This is a genomic window from Shewanella vesiculosa (assembly GCF_009994065.1).
Taxonomy (GTDB): Bacteria; Pseudomonadota; Gammaproteobacteria; order Enterobacterales; family Shewanellaceae; genus Shewanella; species Shewanella vesiculosa.
Window position 1 is genome coordinate 376,511 of the sequence record NZ_JAACSD010000006.1, and the last position, 20,460, is coordinate 396,970.

Consider the following 20,460-nt stretch of genomic DNA (forward strand, 5'->3'; position numbering starts at 1 on the left):
ACAGTTTGCTAGAGGTAATTTAGGCTGTATTAGGTATAAAACAACAAGGAGAGTTTTTGATGAATGTTAATGCAACGCTGGTTGGTCAGTTAATTGTTATTTTCGCATTGGTAGTGGGTGTTATCAGTTATTTTATTGGTCGTCGTAAAACACAATCGCCGATTCTGGCTGGTGTGCTTGGCGCTGTATTATCAATTGTACCGCTATTTGGTTTGATCTATTTAGTGGTGTTGATGCTAAAGAGTGATGTTAATTTAGGCGCAGAAACCGCAAGTCGTTAGCAAGGATGTGTACAATATTGTGACTAAGGACAGCACATATGAAGTATTTACCTTGTTTAGTCGCTAGTGTTTTAGTGTTATATGCGAACTCACTAGCATTTCAACTATCGGTAAAATATTCGCCGGTAATCGATTATCTTCTATTGGTGCCCGATTTGAATAGTCACAGTTGGGAGTACTTATTAATCGCGGGATATGAATCCTTGATTCGGCTGCTGGCAACTTTGTTTATTTTATTGATATTTAGGAAGATTGTTCCTCAGTCTCCCTTTAATGTTAAGGCTGCTGCTTTGATACAGTTGCCATTCGTGCTTCTAGTCGTACTAAATTTCGATTCAACTGATTCAACATTAATTCCTGGCTCTGCTTACGAAGCATTCCGTTTAATCGGTTCTATTTCAGAGTGTGTTTCAGTATTAATGGCTTACGGCTTAATCGTTGCGTACAACAAATTCACCTCAGAAAAAATTGCGGTTACCTCTTCACCATAGCGTTGGGTATTATCAGTTGAGCCTTAAAAGGTGATAGCCAAGTTTTGTGGTACTTTACCGCGCTAACTCGGCTCTCATTCAGTCGCTGTGTCCGTGGGGTTACCCTGTAAACGCTTTGATTTTACCTAAGCAACCCTTTATACTTGCCGCTGCATTTTTATGCAGTGCGCGTTTATTAAATTTTAAGCTTAATGTACATATATTAAAGAGGTTGTCTTTCCGTAATGAATATTAAGCCGCATTAGTTTTTCCTCCCCTATTTGGATCGCTAAGATCCGTCCGTAATTGCTGCCTTGTTGGTAGTTTTTGTTGTATATCATTATCCAATATCATTTTGTCGTATTAATGAGTTAATTTCACTGCTGACGCGCGCAGATATTTCTGGCGTTAACATCTGTTATTGGCATATTGGCTAACATTAAAACAGAGTAAAACACATGATACAAAGCATGAAAAAAGAGTGGTTCTCTAACATCCGTGGAGACCTATTAGCCGGTATTGTTGTCGCGCTGGCGTTAATTCCTGAAGCGATTGCCTTTTCGATTATTGCCGGGGTGGATCCCAAAGTTGGCCTATATGCTTCCTTCTGTATTGCAGTCGTGATTGCGTTTACCGGCGGTCGTCCGGGCATGATTTCGGCCGCGACTGGCGCTATGGCGCTATTGATGGTGACCTTAGTCAAAGAGCATGGTCTTGAGTATTTATTAGCGGCGACGTTATTGACCGGCCTGTTTCAAATTGCAGCAGGTTACTTAAAACTGGGCAGTTTGATGCGATTTGTCTCGCGTTCGGTCGTGACCGGTTTTGTGAATGCGCTGGCCATTTTGATTTTTATGGCACAGTTACCTGAGCTTACAAATGTGACGTGGCATGTGTACGCCATGACCGCAGCTGGACTGGGGATTATTTACTTATTCCCATTAATCCCTGTGATCGGAAAATCCTTGCCGTCACCTTTAATATGTATTGTTGGCTTAACCATTTTTGCGGTGTATGTGGGATTAGATATCCGTACCGTAGGCGATATGGGGCAGTTGCCAGATACCTTACCGATTTTCCTTTGGCCAGAAGTGCCATTAACCCTTGAAACCTTAATGATCATCTTGCCTTATTCTGCTGGTCTTGCGGTTGTTGGTTTATTGGAATCGATGATGACAGCAACTATTGTTGATGACTTAACCGATACCCCAAGTGATAAAAACCGCGAATGTAAAGGCCAGGGTATTGCCAATATCGGTGCGGGTTTACTGGGCGGTATGGCGGGTTGTGCCATGATCGGTCAATCAATTATTAACGTTAAGTCTGGTGGTCGTGGGCGTTTGTCGACATTTTCGGCGGGTCTTTTTCTGTTAGTGTTAATCGTATTTCTGGGGGATTGGTTAAAAATGATCCCGATGGCAGCACTTGTCGCGGTGATGATCATGGTGTCTATTGGAACCTTCTCTTGGGATTCTATCCGTAATCTTAAACATCATCCTTTATCGACCAATCTTGTGATGGTTGCCACAGTAGTTGTCGTTGTCGCTACCCATAATTTAGCGATTGGGGTATTTGTGGGTGTGCTACTTGCCTCGTTATTCTTTGCCAATAAAGTGGGCCGTTTTATGGTGGTTAAAAGCAGCGACACTACTGCAGAAACCGGGCGTCATTATCACATTATTGGCCAAGTCTTTTTTGCCTCAGCAGATAAGTTCAGTAACTCATTTGATTTCAGAGAAGTGGTTGATAAGGTGACGATTGATTTATCTCAAGCACATTTTTGGGATATTACCGCCGTATCTGCTCTGGATAAAGTGGTGATTAAATTCCGCCGTGAAGGGACTGAAGTTGAGATAATTGGCCTTAACGCCGCCAGCGCGACCATAGTCGATAAATTTGGTGTGCATGATAAACCAGAAGACGTTGAAAAAATGATGTCTGGTCACTAAGCCCATAGCAACAGCATAAAAGGATAATAATGATGACAAATGTGATTGCCTGTATTGATGGTTCAAAAGCCACACACGCGGTATCTGATGCTAGTGGGTGGGCGGCGATGAAGTTGCATGCCCCGGTGACGTTATTACATGTATTGGATAAGTCTGCCTACCCGACAGAGTTAAATTTGTCGGGAAATATTGGCCTTGGGAGTCGTGAGCATCTGCTGGCTGAAATGGTTGAGCTTGAAGGACGCATGAGTAAACTCGCGCTCGAACAAGGTAAATATATGCTCCAAGATGCTCAAACCAGCATTGTAGCTGGACAACCTTCAGTGGTGGTGCAAACACTGCAGCGCCATGGGGATTTAGTGGAAACGCTACTGGAGCAGGAAGCCGATGCCAGACTGGTGGTTATTGGTCGTCAAGGTGAGCAACATCAAGATCAGGCGCAAGCGATTGGCAGTCATTTAGAAAGTGTTATTCGCACGCTTAAACAGCCAATTTTAGTAGTGATGGCTGAGTTTACAACGCCAAGCCGTTTTATGATTGCCTATGATGGCAGTGCCACCTCGAAAACCGTGCTTGAACGAGTGATAAGCAGCCCACTACTTAAAGGGCTCGAATGTCATTTAGTGATGGTGTCAGATAATCAGTCTCAAGCGCTAACCGAATTGACCTCAGTTGCCGACTCTCTTACTGAGGCTGGTTTTGAGGTGATAACCGCAGTTTGTCAGGGCGAGGTGCAAACGGCTCTTGAAGCTTATCAACTCGCACACCAAATTGATTTAATGGTCATGGGGGCTTATGGCCATTCACGTATTCGTGAGTTTTTTGTTGGGAGTAATACCACACGGATGATCAGTAAAAGTCATATTCCATTGTTGTTATTGCGTTAAGTAAAAGACGGCGTCCTGCTAGGGATAGCTTCGCTGCTAGGGCGTGACTTCGTCACTACTAGGGTCGCTTCGCTGCTAGGATTTTATAGGATCTCGCCGCGTAGCGTCCTAGCAGCGCAGCGATCTAGGCTTTTGCTTTTAAGCGTTCTGCGCTTTAATTCACTAAGACACTAGCGGTTAGGCCAAGCTCGTCGTACTTGGCCGTAGTGACTTTTCTGCTTTAACTGCACACACCTTATACTCAGGGATTTTAGCAATCGGATCTAATGCATTGATGGTCAGCTTATTGGCTGCCGCTTCGGCAAAGTGAAACGGTAAAAATAATACTCCAACCTGAGCCCGCTTAGTGACAAAGGCGGCTATCTCTATTTCTCCTCGGCGAGTGCTCAGTGTTAGCATATCACCGTTATTGACACCCAATTGCTCGGCATCAAAAACCGATATCATCACTCTGGGCGCACCTTTAATATCCAGTTCCGGGGTTTTGCGCGTCATGGTGCCAGTATGGAACTGTTCCAGCAAACGGCCTGTTGACAGGGTTAATGGATACTCGCTATCGGGCATTTCGGCAGGGAGACGGTAACTCACCGGGATCATTCTGCCTTTGCCGCGTAAAAATGTCTCTGTGTGTAAAATCGGTGTGCCAGGATGGTTTTCATCAAGGCACGGCCACTGTAAACCATCTACCTTGTGTTCAAGGCGTTGCCAGGTTAACCCTTGGTATTGCGGGGTAACCTGGTTAATTTCTTGCCAAATATCTTTGGTGCTGTGGTAATGCCAGTCTGCATCAAGGCTATTGGCAATCATTTGGATTATTTTCCAGTCTACCAGCGCATCTCCTGGTGGAGTTAACGCCACCCGTAATTGTTGTACCCGACGTTCGGTATTGGTGAAATGGCCATCTTTTTCGGCAAAGGCGGTTGCGGGTAATACCACATGAGCCATTTGGGCGGTTTCGGTTAAAAAGATGTCTTGCACCAGCATAAATTTAATTTTGGATAGTGCGGCGATCACATGGGCTTGATCCGGATCGCTTAGCACTGGATTTTCACCTAAAACATACAGTGCATCGATTTTGCCTTTGACAATTGCTTGCATGATTTCTGTCGCTGCTAATCCTATGTTTGGATCAAGCGAAGTATTGCCCCAAGCTTTAGCAAACTTAGCTTGATGAATCGGGTCATTAATTTTTTGATAGCCGGGATAATAATTGGGTAAGGCACCCATATCACAAGCACCTTGAACGTTACTTTGGCCGCGCAACGGATTTAGCCCGCCGCCATTGACGCCAATATTGCCGCACAGTAGTTGTAAGTTAGAGGTAGACACCACGTTGTCATAACCCGAGGTATGCTGGGTGATGCCCATGGCGTAATACAAGGCCGTTTTGTTTGCGGTGCCGATCATTTTTGCCATAGTGGCAATATCTTTTGCCCTTACACCAGTAATTAACGCCGCATTGGTTAAGTTATAATCGGGCTTCATCACTTCTTGCTTAAGCAATTGATAGTCTTCAATACGGCTATTGATGTAGTGCATGTCTTGACAGTTATTGATGATAATTTGCTGCATGATGGCATTGAGTAACATCACATCTGTGCCCGGCTTATGTGAGACATATAAATGGGCGCTGTCTGCGATAGTGGTTTTTTTTGGGTCGGCCACAATTAAGCGCGCGCCGTGTTGATTGACGGCTCGTTTAATATGCGAGGCAATAATAGGGTGGGCGCTGGTGGTATCGGAGCCGATGATAAAAATCACATCTGAGTCTTTAATACTGGGAATATCATTGGTCATGGCTCCGCCACCAAGGGTATCGGATAAGCCGGCAACTGATGATGAATGACACAGTCTCGCGCAATGATCTATATTGTTGGTACCCATAATGCTACGGGTGAATTTTTGCATTAAATAGTTTTCTTCATTGGTGCATTTAGCAGAAGACAGTGCCGCAAACTTGCTTGGCCCAGTGGCATCTTTAATAGGTTGCAGTTGCTCGGCAATATAGCGAATGGCCTCGCTCCAAGTGGCGGGTTGTAGCTGACCATTTTTACGAATTAATGGCGTGGTAAGACGTTTAGGGCTGTTTAAAAAATCAAATCCAGAGCGTCCTTTAACACAAAGCATCCCCTCATTCACCTGTGAGTGAGTATCGCCTGTGACGCGCATAACGTGATTTTTGCTTTGGTCGACATGCAGTTCAACCCGGCAACCAACGCCACAATATGTGCACACTGTTGAGGTTCTAGTTAACGCTCTATCGCTGCCTTGGGTTTTATCGCGGGCATCAACCAAAGCGCCAGTGGGGCAGACTTGTACGCAGTTACCACATTGCACACAATCGCTGTCATTCATCGACGCAGTAAAGCCAACACGAGGGGCGTTGCGGCTAATGCCTGCGGTTGTAGCGTCAGGAAGTGCTTGATAGCTATTGGCTTCAAAAGCGATAACATTATGACCACTTTGCTGATGGCAGGCGTCAATACAGGCTCCGCAACTGATGCAACGATTGGCATCAAAAGTAATAAAAGGTGCACTGTTATCGACTTTAAATTTACGCGCCTGGGTTTGGTCTAGAGTTTTGCCATCGACTTTATATTCGGTGGCATAGTCACGTAACTGACAAGCGGTATTAGCTTGGCAAGCACATTCTAAACAGCGCATAGCTTCTTTTATTGCCTCATCGGCAATGAAGCCTAGCTCAACTTCGCCAAAGTTCAGTGCGCGATTTAATTGCGATAGCTCAGGCATTTTTAGTCGCGAACGTTTAACTGTGCCCGGGTATAAGTCTGCAGACAATGACGCCGTGTTATCGGCTTTTGTGGAGTTAAAATCTTGAGGCTGTAAATGACAGGTTAACCCCTCAGTGAGTAATCCTTCAATTGCTTCAGCGGCTTTTCGGCCATCGGCCACCGCACCCACGGCGGTTCCTGGGCCGGTGCGAGAATCACCAATAACAAACAGTTTCTCCACTCCAGCAGACATGGTTTGCTCACAACCAAGAAAAGTATGCCAGCGGGTGAGGGCAAGGTGACCGGTGTCGATTTGGTTTTCTGGTTGCTCTAAAAAGTCTAAATCCACCTGTTGAGATACTGCCGCAATAACGGTATCAAAAGCTTCTTCAAAGGTTTCACCTGTGGCTTTAGGCGAGCGTCGCCCTGATGCATCGGGCTCACCGAGCGCCATTTTAGCAAACGTCACAGACTTGACTCGGCCTTGGTCATCACTGTGGTTTTCAATTGGATTGGTAAGAAAGTGAAACTTAACCCCTTCGACCTCGGCTTCGTGTATTTCATAGGGTTCTGCGGGCATTTCATCGCGACTACGGCGATAGATTAAGGTCACATCAGCACCATCGCGCACAGCGGTTCGGGCACAATCAATTGCGGTGTTACCCCCACCAATCACGGCGACTTTTTTGCCAGTGATCAATGTCTTGTTGGTGCAATAATCGCGTAAATAGTCGACACCCAAATAGCAGCCGGCTAAATCGCTGCCAGGGTAATTCATTGGCACCGCTTTTTGTGCGCCAATGGCGAGGCAAACAGCATCATAATTGGCGACTAAATCGTGTAGATTGATGTCACGACCGAGTTCTACGCCAGTTTGTATCTTAAGTCCGTTGCGAGTGAGTAGTTCAATTTCTTTATCCAGAATGTCTTTGGGTAAGCGGTACTCTGGGATGCCGTAACGTAACCAGCCGCCCGCTTTTGCTGCTGATTCCATAATAGTGACATCGTGACCATTATTAGACAGATAATAACCGGCAGTCAGCCCCGCAGGGCCACTGCCGATAATGGCAATACGCTTATTGGTTGCCGGTGCTCTTGGTGGTACATAAGACTCTAGATCATGTAAATCTAAATCTGCGGCATGACGTTTTAATTGGCGAATCGCCACAGGTTCATCAACAAGCCCTCGGCGACACTGGGCTTCACAAAAAGCTGGGCAGACACGGCCAATTGACAGTGGCATAGGTAAGGTTTTTTTGATGACTTTGACCGCTTCTTTATGCTCACCTCTGCCGATATGATACAGATAAGACTGCACGTCAACGCCCGCAGGACAGGCAGTTTGGCAAGGGGCTTCACAATCGGCAAAATGGTCGCTGAGAATATGCTTAAGTGCATCTTGACGGATTTTGCTTAAAGCGCTCGATCGAGTTATCACCTCTAAACCCGCTTCAAGCGGCGTTTCACATGCGCGAACACATCGTAAACTGCCATTATTATTTTTTATGTGTACTTGGCATAAGTTACAGTGCTGTTTGGCTTGATTGTGGGAGAAATCACACAAGCTGGGGATATTAATACCGGCGTCAGTGGCAGCTTTTAATAAGTTATCTGCCTGAGGCAGCGATAACGATATGCCGTCGATAGTGATATCTATCATTGCAATACCTTCTAATTGGTTGAGTCACTGGCTAGGTTTTGCTGCCATTGAGAATACGACGATGAGTGCTTTATTGAGCGACCAAAGCGCAGATCGACTGTGTCTATAGAGGGGAGAACTATCAGTCATGCAGGTCCATCTTGATAACTTTTTTCTCGCCTCCCTAGTCGTATTAACAGCCATTTACAATAGCCATATACAATGTAGCCAGTTTAATTTGCTGGGCGATACTCAATTGTGACCTAGATCATTTTTAATGAAGATAAATAAAACTCATAAATTTAATTGCTATTAAACAATTGCTTGGAGTATTTTTTAACTTGTTGGTATGACGCGTTTGGTGAGGTTTTTATATTGCTGTTCTGTATGTTAAACAGTTGGATGCGTTAATGGTTTCGCTGGCGCTAAATTGAAACAGGCTCAACGGATGCCGTTGAGCCTGTTTGTTGTTGCTGCAGTATTTGTTGCCTTGTATTTGTGGCTATTACAGTGGTTATTTCAGTTTAAATACCACTTCGACTCTGTCGCTAATTGTCACTTGGCCTTGCTGATAAGTTTGCGCGACATCTGAACTTACTTTCATGCTGGCGCGGTACATTTCTGGTTGATTTGATTGTTGCGGAAAGTATCTCACCTGCCATACTCCGTCAATTTCTTCACCAAAACCTTTGGCTAACGATTGCGCTTTTTGCTTAGCATCCACAATGGCAGCTTGGCGTGCTTGCTCAATAATATCGGCTTCTTTGCTGGATTTTAGCTGTATATTACTGATGTTATTAATGCCTTCTACTAAAGCGCTGTCGAGTAATTCATTTAAGCTGTTCAGATCCACTACTGTGACTGTCATTTGGCGACTAGCGCTATAGCCGGTTAGCTTACGGGGTTCATTTTGCACATACATGTATTGTGGGTTGAGTTGTAAATTAGCACTTTGAATGTGTTTTTTATCAACACCCGCTTTGAGTAAACGCTGCATAAATTGGCTGACCGCTTGGTCGGCTTGATCTTTAGCCGCTTTAGCGCTATCGGCTTCGACTAATACTTCAACATTGATGATAGCCATGTCTGCAGACGCTTCTATGGTGCTGGTTCCCACGGTTTCAATATTTGCGAAACTAAGCTCGGCCGCTTGCACCGTGGATAAACTGCTGCTGGCGGTTAAGGTAAATAATGCGCCAGAGATAATGCTGGTAAGTAAAGTTTTATTCATTGATGACTCCGCTAATGGTTAGCTTAATGCTGTGAAAATACAGGTTTAAATGGGTCTGTTAAGAGTGTAAACGTAGCCAAATTAAAAAAGGGTTTTTTTATTGATCATTATTTACATTAAAAGATATCAGCATAGGTTTTAAGCTGCTCAAGTCATATGAGCAACCCAGACTTTATCATCTTAACATTCATATTGCAGGGTGCGCTTTTTGCTGCTGGCGGTACTCGCTTGGCGTGGTACCTTGCCAGCGCTTAAATGCTCGGCGAAAATTAGCCACATCCACATAGCCTAATTGATAGGAAAGTTGTTTAATACTGCCTTGAGATTGTGACAAGTAGTGCTTGGCAATCTGATGATTTACCGACGCCACAATACTTTTATAGCTACTTTGCTGTTGGGCTAAATGGCGATGTACCGTGCGAGGTGTCATGTGAAAGTGCGCTGCAGTGTCGCTTAAGCTTGGCAATGGCACCGGGCTTTGCAGTAAATACTGGTATAGCTTGTCGCTCAAACTTTGTTGACGGTTAAGCTGCTTAAGTTCGTTAATACACCATTGTTTAGCTTGCATAAATGAGCTGGGGTCGGCCATATCAAGAGGTTGTGTCATTGATGCTAGGGTTAACATTAGCTGGGTCTTAGCTTGATTAAAATGAACCGGAGCCTTAAATAATTCTGCGTACTGCTGCCAATAACTGGGTGCTGCAAAACTGATATTCACCTGGCATAATGGCGACGATTGCGGCGTGAGTTGTTGTAATAACTTAGTCAGGGTCACTAAAAGAGCATCCATATAGGGTTGCTGTATTATGCCCAGTGGTTGAACTGCTTCAAGGGTAACAACCAAAGCCTTGGTCGTTTCATGGATGCTTATCTTAACCAGCGGCGTACGAGTGTTAATAAACTGCTTTAATGTCTCAATGGCTTGTTTGAGAGTGCTGCTGTTAAGCATGGCAAATCCCATCATGCCATGAGTGTTAATACCGATACGATTACCCACATGTAAACCTAAGTCTGGTCTGGCCGAAAGGTGAATGGCAGAGGCGATTAGGCGTTGATAATCATCAAAACTCACTTGATAGTGCGGGTCTTGTAATTGCTCAAGAGTCATACCATTATGAGCTAGCCAGATATTAACATTACAGTCCCACTGGCGCAGCTGTTGGTAAACTTGGTTTAAGTAAAAAATCGGCAGTGGCTGCATAGCATCCTTATCAATGGCTTTTATAGCAATCCTGTTTATCAGTTGTAATGGATTTATCCGTACTTGTCTATTAATGACCCCTTTATGTCCATCTCCCCCTCTTTGCTAGCTTGTCTGCTGGCGTAAAGTAAACCTTTAACCTTTAAAGGACTGTATATGTTGTCGATGTTTACCGCCAAAGCAGTGAGCTTAACCATTAATGACGCCCTTGTGGTTGAGCAAGCCAGCGTAAAACACACTATTTTAACTTCGGCACTGGCAGCCAATATTGCCTTTCCCCATCATTGCCAGGTTGGCAGTTGTGGCGCTTGTCGGTGCCAGTTAGTGTCCGGTGAGGTTAAACAATTAACCGACAGTGCTTATGTGCTGTCAGCCAAAGCAATCGCTCAAGGAATGATTTTGGCGTGTCAAAGCATGCCAATATCTGCTGTCAATATTAAGGTTAATCTGCTTCAGCGTCAGTTGGCTGATGAACCGCAAGAGTGAGGAGATGTTAATGTTTAAGTACCTTAAGTTTATGTCGCTTCACCTTATGGCGCTGATCGCCATTGCCAGTATTACTTTAGGTGAGTCGTACATTAGTATGGGTTTTGCCATTTGGGTAGCGGTGTACTTAGGCGGCGATATGATATTTGGTGATGATGTACAAGCGCCAAGCTATCGCTTTACAGCTTTACTGACGTGGCAGTTATGGCTGGCGTTGCCCTTAACCGTGATGTTGGTATTTGTGTGCTGCTGGCAATTTGCCAGTCAAGATATTGGTCAATATGGGGCTTGGGTCAGCAGTCTTAGTGGTTATGATGTGTTACTCGCGCGTGAAAATACCAGCGTGGTTCAGTATGGGGTGATGGTGATTTATTTGGGCTTAGTGGTTGGGGTAATGGCCACCATTACTGGGCACGAATTAACTCATCGAACTTGGCAGCCGGTGTCATTATTGATTGGTCGCTGGTTATTGGCATTTAGCTTTGATGCTAACTTTGCCATTGAGCATGTGTATGGGCATCACAAATATGTCAGTACCTTGGACGATCCCGCCACTGCGCCTCGTGGTCGTAATGTCTATGCGCACATTGTTATATCGACCATTAAAGGCAACATAAGTGCATGGCATATTGAACGCCAAAGGCTGTTGCGTAAGCAGCTTGCTGTATGGAGTTGGCATAATAAAGCGTTAAGAGGCTATGCCATGAGCTTAGTCATTATGCTGTGGGTGTTCTGGCTGGCGGGTTGGCAGGGATTAAGCTTTTTTGTGCTAATGGGGTTATGGGCTAAAGCGACCTTAGAGATAGTTAATTATATGGAGCATTATGGCTTAGTGCGAGCCGTTAATTCGCCAGTACAGGCGCACCATTCTTGGAATACAAATAAACGAGTGAGTTCGTGGGCGATGTTTAATTTAACCCGCCATTCGCATCATCATGCTCAAGGGCAATTGCCTTATCATCAATTATTGCCATATCCACAGGCACCGCAAATGATTGGTGGCTATCTTAGTACCTTTGTTATTACGCTTATTCCGCCATTATGGCATCGGCTCATGTTGCCTAAATTACAGCATTGGGATGGGCACTTTGCCACGCCTATTGAGTATCAACTTGCTCAGCAAGCCAATGCAAACAGTGGTATTGCTGCTTACCAAGCTTGTGCTTAACCTTACTATTCAGTTAGCGTTAGCTACTCATATTGATGCGGTTACGGCCGGTTGATTTAGCGCGGTAAAGTGCTGTGTCTGCGGCGCAAACCAGTGCGGTTGGCGTGCGGTATTGGCCACTGCGTTCACAGGCGATGCCTTGGCTAACACTGATTTTAGTTTGTGCAGGTAACCCTATGTCGGTAAAGGTTAACTGGTTAATACGGCGTTGAATGTTTTTAGCTATATATTCTGCTGTTAACGGGTTGCTGTTAGGTAAAATAACCACAAATTCTTCGCCACCATAACGGGCAGCCATGGCATTGTTAGAGGGGAGCACGTCTGCCAGTACTTGGGCAATTTTTTGCAAACATTTATCACCGTTAACATGGCCAAACTGATCGTTAAATATTTTAAAATAATCGACATCGATAATGATTAAACACAGCGGTTGGTCGTGATTAATGCTGTCGTTCCAGTTGGTTTGCAGGGCATCATCAAAAGCATGTCGATTGGCAAGACCGGTTAATTTGTCGGTATGCGCTAAGTGGCGCAGTTTATTGTATTCGGCTTTGTGCGAAGTCAGGTTATGCATAATGCCAATAAATAATGGCTCCGAGCCTATTTGTATTGACGGTAAACATGACAATGATAAATCGGCTTCGAGCAACGTGCTGTCGGCGCGGTTAATGATAATTTCTTTAGGCCCATGGTTAAACTGAGTCACTTTATTGCTTTGATCGCTGGCGTTGTTCCACAGGTCAAATAAAGATTGATACTCATCTTTAAAAGGACTTTGTAGATAATCGGTCCAGGTTTGACCAATTAACATTTCAGCTGGAGCACCGAATAATTTAGCGCCTAACGGATTAATCATCTCAATAACGCCAGCGGAGTTAATCACAAATATCGCTTCTGAAATCGCGTTAATCACATTGAGTAAGGTGCGAATTTGTAAGTTATCTACTACAGCCATTTTGCCATTCTGGTTTGCTGAAGTGGCATCAAAAGTGGCATCAAACATCACCGCCGTCGATGATGAGTCGGCTAGGGTTTCAGCTTCAACACGCAGTGGTATTTTTACCGCGTTAGGATATTTAGACAATGAGTCTGTTAATTTAGTCACACGAGAAATCGTGTCATTGAGTTCAGTTAATTTATCATTGGTAAACATGGTGCATTTCCTCAAGCGTTTGGTGTTGGTAACCCCTTGTTGATGTCAAACACTCTATTAGGAATGGGAGCTTTTAACCTTTCGGTAATCTTCTGATTTTAACTTATTGATTTATATTGAATTAAATTCACATTTTATTTTGTCAATGTGTTGTGATTGAGTGGCTTATGTTGCATGTACCTGAGATGCGGCTTAATTTTATTGCTGGGTTTTAGGTTTTTCCTCCCTGGAATCGATAATATTCTTAGCGAGAATAGCCTGTTGTACGGCAATATTTGCTTGTGATTGTGACAGATATTGGGCCGTCATTGGCTAGTGTTTAGAGCGTTATTTAGCAGCAGTTTGCTCGCTGCGCTGTTGGACAATAATGGTGTTTTATACCCAGTGAACGGGCAAAAGGAAAGCCCAAGTAGGGTTTTATTACTGGATAACATATCGAACACAACAACTCAGATCATAAAGTGAAAAGTCATTTATGACCTTTCATTATGCGGCCACTGTTGATATCGCAACTGGATAAATACCAGCCATTTTAGCAATCGTTATGCTATTGGTTAGTTTATCAGGCTGAACAATATTAAAGCTCAGGGATAGCCCTGAGCTTTAATATTAGATGTATTTAATGTTTAGTTTGGGTGATTGACGATTTCAGGATCGGGACTGAGTACCTGCAAGGTATTGCAGCTGTTTGATAATACAAACTGAAAGCCGGTATTGCCTGGTGTTTTATCTAAATCGGTTAATTGAATCAATGTGCCATCGCTGCTGATGGTAATCGCATCGATGATGCCGTCAAATGGGGTAGTAAACGCCGCACCAACAAATTTTAGCCCTTTACCGGTTTTATCAATTAGCTGGTAAGAGATGGTGCTGTATTGGTTAATGACCACATTGCCACACACAGGGGAGCCGTCAATGTTAGTATAAGTAAATACTGGTACATCTTTATCACCTAGGGTGATGGTGAGATTAAAAAAAGTTGCTTGGCCTTGAGTGTTTGACATTATATTCTCCATATTTTTTGTTAAGGGTTAAGGGTTAAGGGTTAAGATACAGGGTAAATCTATAATCGGTTATTGCCGAACTTTCTAGCCGTTGAACTAAATCAGGGTGTTGCGCAAGTTCACTGAGACAGTCTAAAGCCTTAGCATAAGGAATTGTAAATTGTGGGTCGTTATTTTTTTCAACAATAGTTGCTAACAGATTTTTAGATTGCCGACACAAGGTGATAACTTGTTGTGGCTGGCCTATGGAAGCCAGTAATGACGCGGCTAACATATTGCTTTGGGTTAAATTCGCCACATAAAGTGAACTTTGGTTAAACTCAGTGGTTAATTCGCTAAAAGAGGATATTGCTAGACGCGCATAAACAAGGCTTTCTGAAAGCAGTCCTTGTGACGCTAAATAATTCGCTGCGGCCATTTGATATTTTGCCCATAACTCATTTTTTTTGTTGGAGGTTTGTAAGTACAAATCTTCAGCAAATATGGATGCTAATGAGTCAACACTGTAGCTCATAGTGTGTTCAATTGGTTCAAGACTAAAAGCCAACATATTCAGATAATCATGATATTGCAGTATTTTCCAAACTTCATTTTCAGGGTCTTGTTTTAGGGCATTGGTAATAGCAATGAGACCAAGTTTTGCTTTTTCAAAGGCTTGTGAGTTATGACTTCGATAACTTAACAAAATGGCCAGTTGTTGGTAGCTACTGGATAGTCGTTCAAGTAAATAAGGTTGTTTTTCTAATGCTTGATTTGACAGCTGCTGTTGAATTTGTTGGTGTATTTGTATCGCCGCGGTAATGTCGCCTTGGGCGGTGGCTGCGCTAGCAAGCCACGAACGCGCATTGGCAATATCGGCAATTAATTGGCTTTCGGTGTTATCTTGTTGCCATAGTTGTAACTTGAGTAGCAACGATTGCTCAAATGCCCCACGGGCATCGGTAAAGTTTTGCTGCTTCATGTATATCGAGCCAAGAGTGTTGTGGGCATAGGACAACTCCATAATGGCATCGTTATCGTTTGGCGCGTATTGATACATGGCTTGGCTGTATGTTAAATACTGTTCGAACCATGGTTGAGTGGCAAGCCAATCACTTTTATCGTATTCAAGCTGGCCGAGCCAAAAAGCATTGGCGCCTAAGGTTTTGAGTAAACTGAGGTGTTGCGGTTGCATTTCGAGTAACGGCAGCATGCGCTCACGGGCGGCGATTAAGGCGCTGTGGGCCTCGTCGATATTGCCGCGAAAATAAGCCACTTCGCCCATGGCTTCTAAGGTTTGGCCGTGTTGAAAGCGCGCTTCAAAGCTTAAATAGCTGGCATCGTCGGCCGAAAAATCGCTGAAATATTCCAGTGCTTTGTTACTGATCCCATCGAGCAAGTCCATGCGGCCAATGCCGCGCATTTTGTCGGCGAACTCACCGACCATAAAACCGAGTAAGTTTTCTGCCGCAAGGCGTTTTTGTTGTGCCTGGGTTTCGGCCTCAATGCTGCGAATACTCATGGCGACCGAAATGAGTGTCAGTGCCACAAGGGCTAGCATGACTGCACGGCGGCGCCAGCGGCCGATATTGGCTTGTTTGGTTGAGGCTTGAATTAGTGCCAGTTCTTGAGGCTCTAAACTAAACAATTGGTTATCGAGCAATGTGCTTGCTTCTACTAATGGTTTGCCTTCTGCCAGTAAATAAGCATTACTCTTTGACTCGGCCAACCAGCGGTTAGATTGATGCTGTAAACGGCTTTTAATGGCTAAACTGTCGCTGTGTTCGGTTATCCATTTTGTCGCACGGGGCCAGCGCCTTAATAGCGCTTCGTGGGCAATACTAAAGCAGGCTTGATCGTGTTGCAGATGCGAGACAAACAAGCGGTTATCAACCATGGCTTTGACGAGGTTTATCTCAGCATCACTACTGAGATCGCTCCAGCGGGCAGTGTTGCTGGTGATTGATTTTTCGTCTTCGGTGAGGGTGACTAACATCGACAGTATTTTCGGCAGTGCAGCGCGTTCGCTGTTACTTAATTGGCCTAGCACTTCTTCAGCATTTTTACCGATGGCGCCTTCAATCCCCCCTAGCGAATGGTAAACCGACACCAATAATTGGTTGTCATCATCTTTGTTCAAATACAGTGATTGCAAGGTGTATTGCAACATGGGCAAAGCATCAGGGTTTGAGGCGGCGTCACTGCAAAGTATTTCGTCCAGCGGCATTGCGGTATCGGGATCGAGTGTCCAGGTAAGGTTAGCTGCATTGGCCGGCAAACGGATCATTTGCATCAGCTCTGCTCGAGTTGGCGCCGATAAATCGAAATGTGAGCCATTGGCTTTGCCTGCCATTAGGCTAGGGTGGCTTACTACCTGAGGATAAAAGTCATTGCGGCAAGCACTGATAATTAATATTATCCCTGAAACCGCAAGATTTTCGAGGATATCTAATACATTGTTACGTTCGGATTCGGTAAATAATGGCGACGCTAATAAGATTTCTAAACGGTCGATAAACAATGAAAAATGGGGCCGACTGTATGTTGGGGTATTGTCATCATTGATGGATGAATGATTAGCTAAAGCTAGCTGACAATATTCAATAACGGCATTGATGTCGTTTTGCAATTTTTTTGCCAGCATTTCGGCACTGCAATCGGTAAACACCGCTTGGTCATTGATTTCCCAGTCGAGCATGGCACTGGCGATATCGATAATTAAACGGTCTTTAGTGACATCGGCTAAATCTAGGTTGGCATTATCAATGACGCCAACCCCGTTAAAGCCATTTTTGGACATCAAATTAGGCATGATACCGGCATTAATGAGCGATGATTTACCTGTACCGCTGGGGCCGAGGATTAAGCAGAAGGCTCGGCCGAATTCAACTTGTTTAGTGATGCGATTTAATAAGGTGTCAACTTGCTCACTTCGGCCAAAAAATACGCTGGAGTCGTTGGTTTCAAATGCACGTAAGCCCGGAAAAGGCGAGGCGCCTTGCCATTGTGCGGGGGTGACTTTAGCATGGTGACCAACAGGAAATTCAACACTGGCGATGGTGCGATAACCCCGTTTACGAATGGTTTCTATGTACTGCGGATTAGATGCTTGATCGCCTAATGCTTTACGCAGTTGGGTAATCACTTTATGCAGTGGATTATCGCCAATGGCAATGTCACCCCAACATTGACGAATAATATCGTCTGGGGTGAGTACCTCTCCTTGGTGTTGGCATAGCAGGCGTAATACATCCATGGCTTTAGGTTCAAGGGTGCGGATTGTGTCACCCGATTGAACACTGTTACTCTGCGGATTAATTTGCCAATCACCAAAAAAGAAAGTGCTGTTGCTCATGTTTGTTTTCCAATGCGTTAATCACGTTAATGTTGGCCAAATATAAGTCACTCCATGATCACTTTCATCCAGAGCTAAGCTCAGTCAAAAGGCCTATCAGAGTTCGTCTTTATTTGTGCACATTTTATTATATTGTGCGATTACGTCAGTTGTATTTTTGTTATTAAATTGTACCGCAAAACAATCGTTACCTCGACAACTATATCACCTATGTATTGAGTTAATCCCTTTGTTCTAACTGCTTTATTTGTTCTACTATCGATTGATTCACCGGTGTTTTTACGCCATATTTTTTGCCAATTTTAACTACAGCACCATTAATAAAGTCGACTTCGGTTTGTCGTTTCGCCTTGATGTCTTGCCACATAGAAGAACGAGCTTTGGGATCGATATCGAGCATCTGTTTAGCTAATAATGTAAATAACATATTGGGTAGCGATAATATTAGCGGTAACCATTGAGGTTTAACCTTAGTGTATTGATGCAGTTCGATGTCTGCGGCTTCGCAGACGTTTAACCATTCTGTCATTGCACGAGCCAGTTGCCGACGGCTAGCATAATGGCTGAGTTGCTGTTTGATGGGTAAGTCGCTAAGAGCATTTAATGCATTGTTAAGGTTTAACAATAGCTTGCCATAAATTATTGGCAGCATATTTTGATGCAAGTCGCAGCCAAAACCCTGTTTAATCATTGCTGCCTGAATTGCCTGTGTGTGATGGTTTGTTTGTAAGGTAAACACGCCTTCGGTACCTTTATGAAAACGGCTATTGGGCTGTTGTAACACATTAAAGGGGGTGATGCCCTGGAGCAGATTACAGTGGCTTAGAGACTGGTTAATGCTGTCGAAGCTGCCGAGGCCATTTTGCATAAAAATAATACTGCTGTCGCTGTGCGTTATCGCGATTAATGACTTGGCGATACTGCTAACCTGGTGGCACTTTAAGGTGACGAAAATTACATCAAATGGTATGTCAATTGGCGCCTGATCGATATCAGTGATAATGGCTGGTGGCATGACGGTTTGTAAAAAGCCTTGGTAGTCACTTAAGGTAATACCGTTATTGGCGATAATGTTTTTTTTCATCGTCGGCCTGCAAATGAGGCTAACATCAAAACCAGACAAACACAGCTGGCCGGCTAAATAGCAGCCAGTAGAACCCGCGCCATAAATTGCAATTCTCATTGGATTATGTCTCTTTTTTTATTATTAGTAAGCTAAGCTTTCAATCCAACCCCCGAGGCTGTGATGACTTGTAACATATCAGCATTTTTAGCCGTGTAGAAATTTAAAAATAATAACAGAACTACAATGAACCATAATCACCTTGCAGCGCTGAGATTTAGTGTTATCGCCATGTCAATTCACGCAGATGCCGCCGATATTAAAAGCAAATGGACGATGATGAATTTAAAGAAGTTATGATACGGCCCATGTATTAGGCCGCAAGGTTGTCAGCCATGCCCATGCTGCCCAAGGCATTAATTTGCCTTTTGTGATGTAGGCCGGGGTTATATATAAACGCTAGTGCTAACTTGTTGCGGCACAATGATGGTTCAAATAGCCACAATGCCGCAGTTTTATTTTTTTAATAATTAAAAATCAATTAGTTATTTAACAAGGGAATAATCTATTTGATTTTTGGCGCTAGTGTTCGCATAATAGCCAATTGTGTTTATACAGTACTCTTCACTATAAACCTGTAGAAGGTTCTTCCACTTCAAGGCGTCAATAATGAATTCATACGGATGTTGATTGTAGCTAAGGAATGCTCATGTCGATTGATACTCTCGCGTTATTAGTTTTTATCTTATTGGCTTTGATCGCTTTATTGCTGTTTGCTAATTTGAAAGAGTATCGACAAGAAAAAACACAAAAACACCTTATCAATTCTTATGAGCAAATCCTCGATCACGTTGGCGCTTATATTTATGTCAAAGATACCGATTGCCGCTATGTATATTGTAACCAACTCACTTTAGATTATTTTGGCGTTAGCCTTGAACAATTAAAAGGGACGTCAGACAGTGATTATTTGCCTCCTGAAGTGGTGGATGTTTTGCAACATAATGACCATAAGGTGTTAACGCTTCAGCGTAAAGTATCTGGTGATTTTGTCATAGAGGGTGAAAACGAGACCAATGTTTACCATGAAGTTAAGCAGCCTCTATATGATAAAAAAGGTCAGCTCATGGGGTTAATTGGCATTTCTACCGTTATCACCGAAGAATATAATCTACGTGTCAAACTGGAACATCTCGCCAATAGCGATCCATTAACAGGGCTTTATAATCGTCGTTCGTTTAATGCATTCTGTGACCATGAGTTTGCTCGGGCAATGCGCTATGTTGAATCGCTGTCATTTATGATTATCGACATTGATTTTTTTAAGAATGTTAATGATACCTTCGGCCACTTAGTGGGCGACGAGGTGATTAAGCGGGTGGCTGATATATGCAATGAACATGCGCGTGAGTCGGATATATTGGCTCGAATTGGCGGTGAAGAATTTGCCATTATATTACCCAATACTAATATTGATTCTGCTTATGAACTGGCTGAGCGTTTACGAAAAGCTCAGCAACAATACGATCAACAGCAAGCGCCTTGTATTACCATCAGCATAGGTATTTCAACCTTAGACTCACAAGACAATACTTTTATCGATATGTTTAAGCGTGCAGATAAAGCGTTATATTCGTCAAAAAATATCGGCCGTAATAGTGTTAATGTAGCCTAATTGCATGTGATTATTGATCATTTCAGTATGATGGCTAAGCCGATTTAATCGCATCAGCCAATGCGGCGGCATCACGCAACTAACAATAGATCTTAAAAATTGTTAATTTAAGTTGCACACAATTAGTTATCGTGATTATCATATGTCTCAAGCAACGCACATTTACTGTCAATTTGAGTGCTTAAGT

General features: G+C 43.7%; 14 protein-coding genes. 7 read left to right on the top strand and 7 right to left on the bottom strand.

Annotation, left to right across the window (positions count from 1 at the left end):
• Positions 1 to 59 precede the first annotated feature (59 nt).
• The 4 genes from GW828_RS07640 to GW828_RS07655 all read left to right on the top strand — a co-directional run bounded on the left by GW828_RS07640 (position 60) and on the right by GW828_RS07655 (position 3,587).
• A complete protein-coding gene (locus GW828_RS07640; protein WP_124015530.1) occupies positions 60 to 281 on the top strand; it encodes a hypothetical protein in 222 nt (73 codons plus the stop codon).
• A 38-nt stretch (positions 282 to 319) separates the two neighbouring features.
• A complete protein-coding gene (locus GW828_RS07645; protein ID WP_273059340.1) occupies positions 320 to 772 on the top strand; it encodes a hypothetical protein in 453 nt (150 codons plus the stop codon).
• A 437-nt stretch (positions 773 to 1,209) separates the two neighbouring features.
• Complete coding sequence (locus GW828_RS07650; RefSeq protein WP_273059338.1) at positions 1,210 to 2,700, top strand: SulP family inorganic anion transporter; 1,491 nt, start codon at positions 1,210 to 1,212, stop codon at positions 2,698 to 2,700.
• Between the two features lie 29 nt (positions 2,701 to 2,729).
• Positions 2,730 to 3,587, top strand: a complete 858-nt coding sequence (locus GW828_RS07655) for a universal stress protein (RefSeq protein ID WP_273059336.1) — start codon at positions 2,730 to 2,732, stop codon at positions 3,585 to 3,587.
• Positions 3,588 to 3,764: 177 nt separating this feature from the next.
• On the opposite strand, the gene fdhF is transcribed toward GW828_RS07655, so the two are convergent.
• From fdhF to GW828_RS07670, 3 genes are all read right to left on the bottom strand, one after another.
• Complete coding sequence (fdhF, locus tag GW828_RS07660; RefSeq protein WP_273059334.1) at positions 3,765 to 7,979, bottom strand: formate dehydrogenase subunit alpha; 4,215 nt, start codon at positions 7,977 to 7,979, stop codon at positions 3,765 to 3,767.
• A 493-nt stretch (positions 7,980 to 8,472) separates the two neighbouring features.
• The gene (locus tag GW828_RS07665) at positions 8,473 to 9,189 is read right to left on the bottom strand and encodes an oxidative stress defense protein (protein WP_124015534.1); all 717 of its coding nucleotides are present in this window, start codon (positions 9,187 to 9,189) and stop codon (positions 8,473 to 8,475) included.
• Positions 9,190 to 9,376: 187 nt separating this feature from the next.
• The gene (locus GW828_RS07670) at positions 9,377 to 10,390 is read right to left on the bottom strand and encodes an AraC family transcriptional regulator (protein WP_273059332.1); all 1,014 of its coding nucleotides are present in this window, start codon (positions 10,388 to 10,390) and stop codon (positions 9,377 to 9,379) included.
• Between the two features lie 156 nt (positions 10,391 to 10,546).
• On the opposite strand from GW828_RS07670, the gene GW828_RS07675 reads away from it, so the two are divergent.
• Together GW828_RS07675 and GW828_RS07680 are read left to right on the top strand one after the other, a co-directional pair.
• The gene (locus GW828_RS07675; RefSeq protein ID WP_124015536.1) at positions 10,547 to 10,876 is read left to right on the top strand and encodes a 2Fe-2S iron-sulfur cluster-binding protein; all 330 of its coding nucleotides are present in this window, start codon (positions 10,547 to 10,549) and stop codon (positions 10,874 to 10,876) included.
• A 10-nt stretch (positions 10,877 to 10,886) separates the two neighbouring features.
• On the top strand, positions 10,887 to 12,044 hold the full coding sequence (locus GW828_RS07680) for an alkane 1-monooxygenase (protein ID WP_220487571.1): 1,158 nt from the start codon (positions 10,887 to 10,889) through the stop codon (positions 12,042 to 12,044).
• Between the two features lie 19 nt (positions 12,045 to 12,063).
• Here the strand turns inward: GW828_RS07680 and GW828_RS07685 are convergent, their stop codons facing one another.
• The 4 genes from GW828_RS07685 to GW828_RS07700 all read right to left on the bottom strand — a co-directional run bounded on the left by GW828_RS07685 (position 12,064) and on the right by GW828_RS07700 (position 18,718).
• Positions 12,064 to 13,197, bottom strand: a complete 1,134-nt coding sequence (locus tag GW828_RS07685; RefSeq protein ID WP_182697510.1) for a sensor domain-containing diguanylate cyclase — start codon at positions 13,195 to 13,197, stop codon at positions 12,064 to 12,066.
• Between the two features lie 626 nt (positions 13,198 to 13,823).
• On the bottom strand, positions 13,824 to 14,201 hold the full coding sequence (locus GW828_RS07690; protein WP_182697509.1) for a DP-EP family protein: 378 nt from the start codon (positions 14,199 to 14,201) through the stop codon (positions 13,824 to 13,826).
• 34 nt (positions 14,202 to 14,235) lie between these two features.
• On the bottom strand, positions 14,236 to 17,535 hold the full coding sequence (locus tag GW828_RS07695) for an nSTAND1 domain-containing NTPase (protein WP_273059329.1): 3,300 nt from the start codon (positions 17,533 to 17,535) through the stop codon (positions 14,236 to 14,238).
• A 220-nt stretch (positions 17,536 to 17,755) separates the two neighbouring features.
• The gene (locus GW828_RS07700; protein WP_182697507.1) at positions 17,756 to 18,718 is read right to left on the bottom strand and encodes a 2-dehydropantoate 2-reductase; all 963 of its coding nucleotides are present in this window, start codon (positions 18,716 to 18,718) and stop codon (positions 17,756 to 17,758) included.
• A 589-nt stretch (positions 18,719 to 19,307) separates the two neighbouring features.
• Here GW828_RS07700 and GW828_RS07705 point away from each other — a divergent pair.
• Positions 19,308 to 20,273 (top strand): sensor domain-containing diguanylate cyclase, encoded by a 966-nt coding sequence (locus tag GW828_RS07705; RefSeq protein ID WP_273059327.1) that lies wholly within the window; start codon positions 19,308 to 19,310, stop codon positions 20,271 to 20,273.
• Positions 20,274 to 20,460 lie beyond the last annotated feature (187 nt).

What these genes read in the sequence shown, in the direction of transcription:
- GW828_RS07645 (WP_273059340.1), top strand. Translation starts at nt 320, where the DNA reads ATGAAGTATTTACCTTGTTTAGTCGCTAGTGTTTTAGTGTTATATGCG.
- fdhF (WP_273059334.1), bottom strand. Translation starts at nt 7,979, where the DNA reads ATGATAGATATCACTATCGACGGCATATCGTTATCGCTGCCTCAGGCA.
- GW828_RS07670 (WP_273059332.1), bottom strand. Translation starts at nt 10,390, where the DNA reads ATGCAGCCACTGCCGATTTTTTACTTAAACCAAGTTTACCAACAGCTG.
- GW828_RS07690 (WP_182697509.1), bottom strand. Translation starts at nt 14,201, where the DNA reads ATGTCAAACACTCAAGGCCAAGCAACTTTTTTTAATCTCACCATCACC.
- GW828_RS07685 (WP_182697510.1), bottom strand. Translation starts at nt 13,197, where the DNA reads ATGTTTACCAATGATAAATTAACTGAACTCAATGACACGATTTCTCGT.
- GW828_RS07680 (WP_220487571.1), top strand. Translation starts at nt 10,887, where the DNA reads ATGTTTAAGTACCTTAAGTTTATGTCGCTTCACCTTATGGCGCTGATC.
- GW828_RS07665 (WP_124015534.1), bottom strand. Translation starts at nt 9,189, where the DNA reads ATGAATAAAACTTTACTTACCAGCATTATCTCTGGCGCATTATTTACC.
- GW828_RS07655 (WP_273059336.1), top strand. Translation starts at nt 2,730, where the DNA reads ATGATGACAAATGTGATTGCCTGTATTGATGGTTCAAAAGCCACACAC.
- GW828_RS07650 (WP_273059338.1), top strand. Translation starts at nt 1,210, where the DNA reads ATGATACAAAGCATGAAAAAAGAGTGGTTCTCTAACATCCGTGGAGAC.
- GW828_RS07705 (WP_273059327.1), top strand. Translation starts at nt 19,308, where the DNA reads ATGTCGATTGATACTCTCGCGTTATTAGTTTTTATCTTATTGGCTTTG.
- GW828_RS07700 (WP_182697507.1), bottom strand. Translation starts at nt 18,718, where the DNA reads ATGAGAATTGCAATTTATGGCGCGGGTTCTACTGGCTGCTATTTAGCC.
- GW828_RS07640 (WP_124015530.1), top strand. Translation starts at nt 60, where the DNA reads ATGAATGTTAATGCAACGCTGGTTGGTCAGTTAATTGTTATTTTCGCA.
- GW828_RS07675 (WP_124015536.1), top strand. Translation starts at nt 10,547, where the DNA reads ATGTTGTCGATGTTTACCGCCAAAGCAGTGAGCTTAACCATTAATGAC.
- GW828_RS07695 (WP_273059329.1), bottom strand. Translation starts at nt 17,535, where the DNA reads ATGAGCAACAGCACTTTCTTTTTTGGTGATTGGCAAATTAATCCGCAG.